At 58.0% G+C, this 2,800-nt stretch carries 3 protein-coding genes; 1 reads left to right on the top strand and 2 read right to left on the bottom strand.

All coding sequences use genetic code 11. From position 1 onward, the window contains the following. The coding region (locus tag AC1DUU_RS28410; RefSeq protein WP_476786679.1) for an ATP-binding cassette domain-containing protein at positions 1 to 695 on the bottom strand (695 nt) is incomplete at its 3' end. 30 nt (positions 696 to 725) lie between these two features. Continuing rightward, the gene (locus tag AC1DUU_RS28405; protein WP_476786678.1) at positions 726 to 1,844 is read right to left on the bottom strand and encodes a BMP family ABC transporter substrate-binding protein; all 1,119 of its coding nucleotides are present in this window, start codon (positions 1,842 to 1,844) and stop codon (positions 726 to 728) included. A 114-nt stretch (positions 1,845 to 1,958) separates the two neighbouring features. Here AC1DUU_RS28405 and AC1DUU_RS28400 point away from each other — a divergent pair. Next, a partial coding sequence (locus tag AC1DUU_RS28400) for a LysR family transcriptional regulator (protein ID WP_476786677.1) occupies positions 1,959 to 2,800 on the top strand: 842 nt, incomplete at its 3' end.

Raw genomic sequence — 2,800 nt, 5'->3', positions numbered from 1 at the left:
GCCACCTTGCGGCCGCCGCGCAGCACTGTCACCTGGTCGGAAATCTCCAGCACTTCATGCAGCTTGTGGCTGATGAAGATGACCGCATTGCCGGATTTGCGAAACGCGTCGAGCGCCTTGAACAGTTCACGCGTTTCGCTCGGCGTGAGCACAGCGGTCGGCTCGTCGAGGATAAGCACGCGCGCGTCGCGCGCCAGCACGCGCAGGATTTCGACACGCTGCTGCTCGCCCGCTGACAGAGCATGAATGCGGGCGCCGGGGCGGACCGCAAGGTTGAACTTGTCGGCGATTGCTCGCGTTCGCGCCTCGAGCTGGACGGCGGATGCCAATCGCGGCGTTTGCCTCCATCCGAGATGGACGTTTTCCGCAACGGTAAAGGCCTGTACCAGCTTGAAATGCTGATGGACCATGCCGATGCCGGCCGCGATTGCCTCAACTGGGGAGGCGAAGCGGACCGGTCGCCCATCGACGGCAATCTCGCCGGCGTCCGCCTGATAGATGCCGTTGAGGATGTTCATCAGCGTCGACTTGCCGGCGCCGTTCTCGCCGAGAAGCGCGTGAATCTCGCCTGCCCGGATGTCGAGGTCGACGTCTGCGTTGGCGACGACCCCGGGAAAATACTTGGCGATGCCGCGCAGCGACACGATCGGCGGTGCGCCATCGCCGCCGACGGGAAGAACTTTCGGATCAGGCATTGCAGCGTCCATCGATCAAGGCGATCCGTTTTACGTGCTAAGCCCGGATACGCCTTCGACAGACCAGTCCCAGTTGTAAAGCGCGAATTCGTCGAGCGTTTCGCCTGCCTTCACCCGCACCGCGCCGGTCGTGTCCTTAATCTCGCCGGCGAACGGGCTCCAGCCGCCCATGATCTTGTCGCGCACAGCGTCGGCCTTGGCCGCCACGTCGGCCGGAACCGTCTCGCCCCAAGTATCACGGTCAATGCCGCCGCCCAATGGCAGCAGGGCCTGGCCACCACCCGACCAGGTGCCTTCAAGTCGCTTTCTCACCTGATCGACATAGAATGCCGTCCAGTCAGGCACGATCGAGCTGACATAGGCATTTTTGCCATAGCGCCGCATGTCGGAGCTCCACATCGCAGCCCGCACGCCACGCTGTTCGGCGACCTGCAGATAGGAGGCCTCGTTCATGACGCCAAAGAGGAAGTCGCAGCCATTGTCGATCAGCGCGCTTGCGGCCTGGTTGGCGCCTTGCGGATCGAACCAGGAGTTGATGCTGATGACCTGCAGGGTGGCCGATGGATTGACGGAGCGCGCTCCCATCAGAAACGCATTGCTCGATGAGATCGCCATCGGCACCGGAAATGAAGCGATGAAGCCGAGTTTGCCGGACTTGCTGAGCAAGCCGGATGCCACGCCGATCACATAAGTTGGATGCCAATGGGCGGCGTAGTACCAACCGAGATTGTCAGCGACGTTGCGGCCGTCCGCCTCGAGAAAGGCGACTGCAGGTGTGCGTTCGACGACAGACGAGAAGAAGTCGCCATAGTTAGAGGTTGAGAACACCATCTGGGCGCCCTCGTGAACGAATTGCCGGAACGTGCGGCTGGCGTCGGCGGAGAACGGAATGCTTTCGACCACCAGTGTCTTCGCCTTCGGGAAGGCTGCCTGGAGCGCCTTGATCCCATCATTGTGCTTGGTGTTCCAGCCTTCGTCTGAAACCGGTCCGGTCAAGCCAAAGGCGATGACCGCATCCTCTTCCTTGACGCCTGCGAGAGGGGCTGCACGAGCCTGGCTGATCCAGTGCGGCAAGATCAGAGATGACGTGGAAGCTGCCGCTGAAAGAGCCAAAAACCGACGACGAGAAAAGCTACGCTGATAATTCATTGAATTCCCCCCGAAATCGAGGTGAAGGCTATTTTTTCAAACCCTTGTTGACCAGCGAATATTTGCGTTCCTAGTGTATCAAAAAAATGCAYAGTCGCGTTTCAGGTGTCGAGAATGCCCTTAATTACACAAGGCGCGAAAGCGCTGGAAATGGTCGCTCGATATGGGTCGATCCGCAAAGCGGCGGAACAGATGAATGCCACACCTTCCGCTGTGAATCGCCAAATACTGAATCTTGAGCTGGAATACGGTCAGCCACTTTTCGAGCGGTTGCCGCGCGGTATGCGGCCGACGGAAGCCGGTAGAATCCTGGTGGGCCAGGTTCGGAAACTGCAGCAGGAGATTCTCGCTGCCGGCGCCGAAGTGGAAGGCCTGCGGCCCTCGCAAGGCAGCAGTGTGAGCGTCGGAATCATGGAGTGCCTGTCGACAGGGTTCCTGCCGAAGGCGTTTCGCGCGCTTCAAGCCCRGCATCCCGGTGTCAGCCTGCGGGCATATGTTGATGGCACCAACATCATACTTGAGAAGGTTAAGTCCGGTTCCGTAGATTTGGCGGTTGCATTCAATACACCTCAGGATATCGGATTAAATATTACCAAAACTGTTCATTTGAAACTTGGAATAGTCGCTCACCCGTCGCACAAATTGATGCGGAGAAAAAGCGTTGATATCGAAGATGTATTGAACGATTATTTTTTGTCGACGGACGATAGCTTGACCATTGGACCTATGGCCGACCTCCTCATTCAGAGGTTGAGATCGCCAATACACAAGATTGCGGTTTCCAATTCCATCGCTCTTTTAAAAGCAATAGTTCAAGAAGGACTAGGAATAAGCATACTGACCTTGATTGATGTCTACGAGGAAGTGGAAAGCGGAAAACTCGGCTTTGTGCCGCTCTCAGGCCCTCGAATGTCGGCAGCGCTGTCTCTCTCTTCACGCGATGTGAACGCGCTGAC

The organism is Aminobacter sp. P4_H6_2, from assembly GCF_056400805.1.
This window is presented reverse-complemented; position numbering and strand designations above follow the sequence as displayed.